Origin of the sequence: Bradyrhizobium sp. (assembly GCF_049691595.1) — a bacterium.
GTDB lineage: Bacteria > Pseudomonadota > Alphaproteobacteria > Rhizobiales > Xanthobacteraceae > Bradyrhizobium.
On sequence record NZ_JBAVNZ010000478.1, the window covers coordinates 1 to 3,022 of the forward strand.

Here is a 3,022-nt window from a genome sequence, read left to right on the forward strand (position 1 = left end):
CCTCCAAGGGTTACAAGGCCGCCGAATGGCCCGCGATGCAGCGCGGGCCACGCCATCCATTCACACAGCCGCCGGCGCGCAATCGCAAATGATGCGAGCAGCCCAATGGCGAAGCCCAGCGCCTGACAGCCAAGAAACGTCGAGGCCTGTGGCCAGCGCGGTATCAGCACCAACATCGCCGACGTCGAAATAACCGCGCTCGCCATGCTGACCGACGCAAGCCTTGCATAATCCTGACGCGCAGTGAAAAGCGCCAGAAACACCCCGGAGACACACTGGCTCAGCCATCCGGCCGCGCCGAACAGAAAGGCCAGGGTCAGATCGTCGGCCACCTCGCCGTCCAGATGAAAGATATGACGGGCAAGCGGCGGACCGGTCAGCGCAAGCAGCATCGCGATCGGCACGCCTCCCGCACCTGCCAACAGCAATGATGTCGCGAAAAACCGGCGCGATTCGGCCCGCTCGCCCGGCGCCAGGCGGTTGGCGAGCTCCCGTGTCGTCGACAGCGCCAGCGAGTTGCCGAACGCCAGCGCGGGAGCGATGCACGCGGTCACCAGGCCGGCGACGCCGAACACGGTTGCCCCGAGCCGGAACAGGACGAACGGAAGAACGAGCAAATTCAGTCCGACGACGACGAGAAATGCGCTCGCGTTCCACGCAGAGTTTCCTATCAATTGATGGCTGGGTCTTTCCGCGGCCATTTTCAGCGTGCGGGATTCATCATGGCCTGACCGGCCAGGATTGCCGACCCGCGACCCGCGCCGATCGGGCGATATGCCAATGGGAACATCCCCCGGTCGTCAAATCCATTAACCGAGCATCGTGGATCAAGGTTGCAGCCTTTCGCGCGTCAAATGCCGCTAGCAGCCAAACGGGGGATTGTCGATAGTGGAGCGATGATCCGATGTGGTCGCATGGCGGCCGAGTTCATGCTCGCCGCTCAAAATCGTGTTGATCTCGGCGCCGAGTTACTAGATTTCTATCCATCTCGCAGACCTCTGCGGCTTCGCCACCCTCCAGATTTAGCCAGTGTGCAATGGTTGTACCGATCGCGGACCCGATTTACCGATCTGACGCGCCCTCGCCAGACGTTCCGCTCGCAAACACGCGAGAGCGAGGTACGTCCGGTCCGATGCTATCCTCGCCGTCATTGCGGAAATAAGGACCACGATGCGGCGCTCGAGCAAAATTGTTGTCGTGAGCCAGCACTACGCTCCGGATTCCAGCACGACCGCGATATTCATGACTTCCATTGCCGAGCATCTGGCCCTGGATTTTCCCGTTACGGTCTTTTCCGGCTGGAACGGTTCCGCCGCGGCAGCTTCCGAGGGTCCCGGTCGCCCGCGCATCGTCGAAATCAGGAATTGGATGCCTGCAAAGGCCGCGCTCGTGAAACGTGCAACCGCCGAGCTTTTGTTCAGCATGCGTGTTTTTATCGTCCTGCTGATGCGGCTGCGACCGGGGGATGTGGTCCTCACCGTCACCGCGCCCTTCATGCTGCCCTATTCGGTCGCCGCCGCCGCGTGGTTGCGCCGCGCCCGGTCCGTCCTGATCCTGCACGATCTTTTCCCGGACGTCCTGGTCATGTCGGGACTGATGCGCCCGCGCTCGATGGCCGCAATGGCCATTCATGGCGCCAACGCGTTGATGTACCGCGCGCTTAGCGCGGTCATTGTGATCGGCCGTGACACCACGCGGTTGCTCCGGCGATACAAGGCGGTGACGCCGGAGAAGATTTGCTTCATTCCGAACTGGGCCACCCTCCCCGTCGGCCTGCGCCCGGTCGAGCCGGACAATCGCTTCCGGCGTCTTTGCAAGCGGCGTTTCGTGGTCGGCCTTTCCGGCAACCTCGGATTCACGCATGATCCGCTGGTTGTGTTCGAGGCCGCACGGATGCTTCGGGAAGCCGACGACATCGGTTTCCTGCTGTCCGGCTGGGGAACGGGCTTTGAGCGATTGCGGGCCTTACAAGCCGGCGCCAGGCTCCCAAATGTCACCTTGATGGACCGTGTCGGCGAAACCGATCTGGCCGAGTTTCTGGCGTCCGCCGATCTTTGGATCATCCCGTATCGAAACAACGCCGCCGGCGTATCCGTTCCAAGCAGGTTCTACAATCTGCTGGCGATAGGTCGCCCCGTCGCCATCGTTTCCGAGGCGAGCGCGGAAGCCGCGGTTGCGATCAGGGAGCACGATATCGGCTGGGTGGTGCCGCCAGGCGACCCCGCCGAACTCGCCGCCGCGATCAGGTCCGCCGCATCGCCGGGCGTGGCTCGGGCGAAGGGCGAGCGCGCCGTCGCGGTGGCGGGGCAATATAGTTTTGAGCAGGCGATGACCAGCTATCGCAATCTCGTGCATCGGCTGCTAAAGAATCCGGCGTGAGCAGGGGGTGAGTATCGTGAAAGAGGGTCGGCCGGTCGTCCTTTTGACAGGCGCGAGCGGTTTCATCGGCCGCCACCTCGCCCCGGTGCTCAGGGACGAAGGTTGGATCGTCCGGCGCGTGGTGCGCCGGCCGCCACTCGGCAGCGATGACGTGCTGATCCCCTCCATCGATGGCGAGACCAATTGGGATGCCGCGCTGCGCGACGTCGATGCCGTGGTGCATCTGGCGGCCCACGTTCATCGCCCGGAATCCGACGGCGAACACATCCTCTACCACTCGCTTAACCGGGATGGCACCGTCCGCCTCGCCAAATGCACCGCCGAGGCGGGTATCGCTCATTTCGTCTACCTGAGCACGATACTCGTGAACGGCAGCAAAACCAACGGGCACAGCCCGTTCCGGGAGGACGATGTTCCCGCCCCGAAGGGACTTTATCCAGTTTCGAAAGCCGAGGCCGAGCGAGGCCTCGCAGCCGTCGCCGAAGCCACCAGCCTGAAGGTCACGGTGATCAGGCCGCCGCTGGTCTACGGACCTTCGGCGCTCGGCAACTTCCGGCGGTTGCTCGCGGCTATTCGAGCCGGGCTGCCGCTGCCTTTCGCGGGCATTCGCAACCGCCGCGCCTTCGTGGCGATCGAGAATCTG

General features: G+C 63.5%; 2 protein-coding genes and 1 pseudogene. 2 read left to right on the forward strand and 1 reads right to left on the reverse strand.

Features of this window, described 5'->3' with window-relative positions; genetic code table 11:
• A pseudogene (locus WCE35_RS19965) lies at positions 1–674 on the reverse strand (hypothetical protein); the annotation flags it as partial.
• 496 nt (positions 675–1,170) lie between these two features.
• Here WCE35_RS19965 and WCE35_RS19970 point away from each other — a divergent pair.
• Positions 1,171–2,379 (forward strand): glycosyltransferase family 4 protein, encoded by a 1,209-nt coding sequence (locus WCE35_RS19970; RefSeq protein ID WP_424595044.1) that lies wholly within the window; start codon positions 1,171–1,173, stop codon positions 2,377–2,379.
• Between the two features lie 16 nt (positions 2,380–2,395).
• On the forward strand, positions 2,396–3,022 hold a 627-nt coding region (locus tag WCE35_RS19975; protein WP_424595045.1), incomplete at its 3' end, for an NAD-dependent epimerase/dehydratase family protein.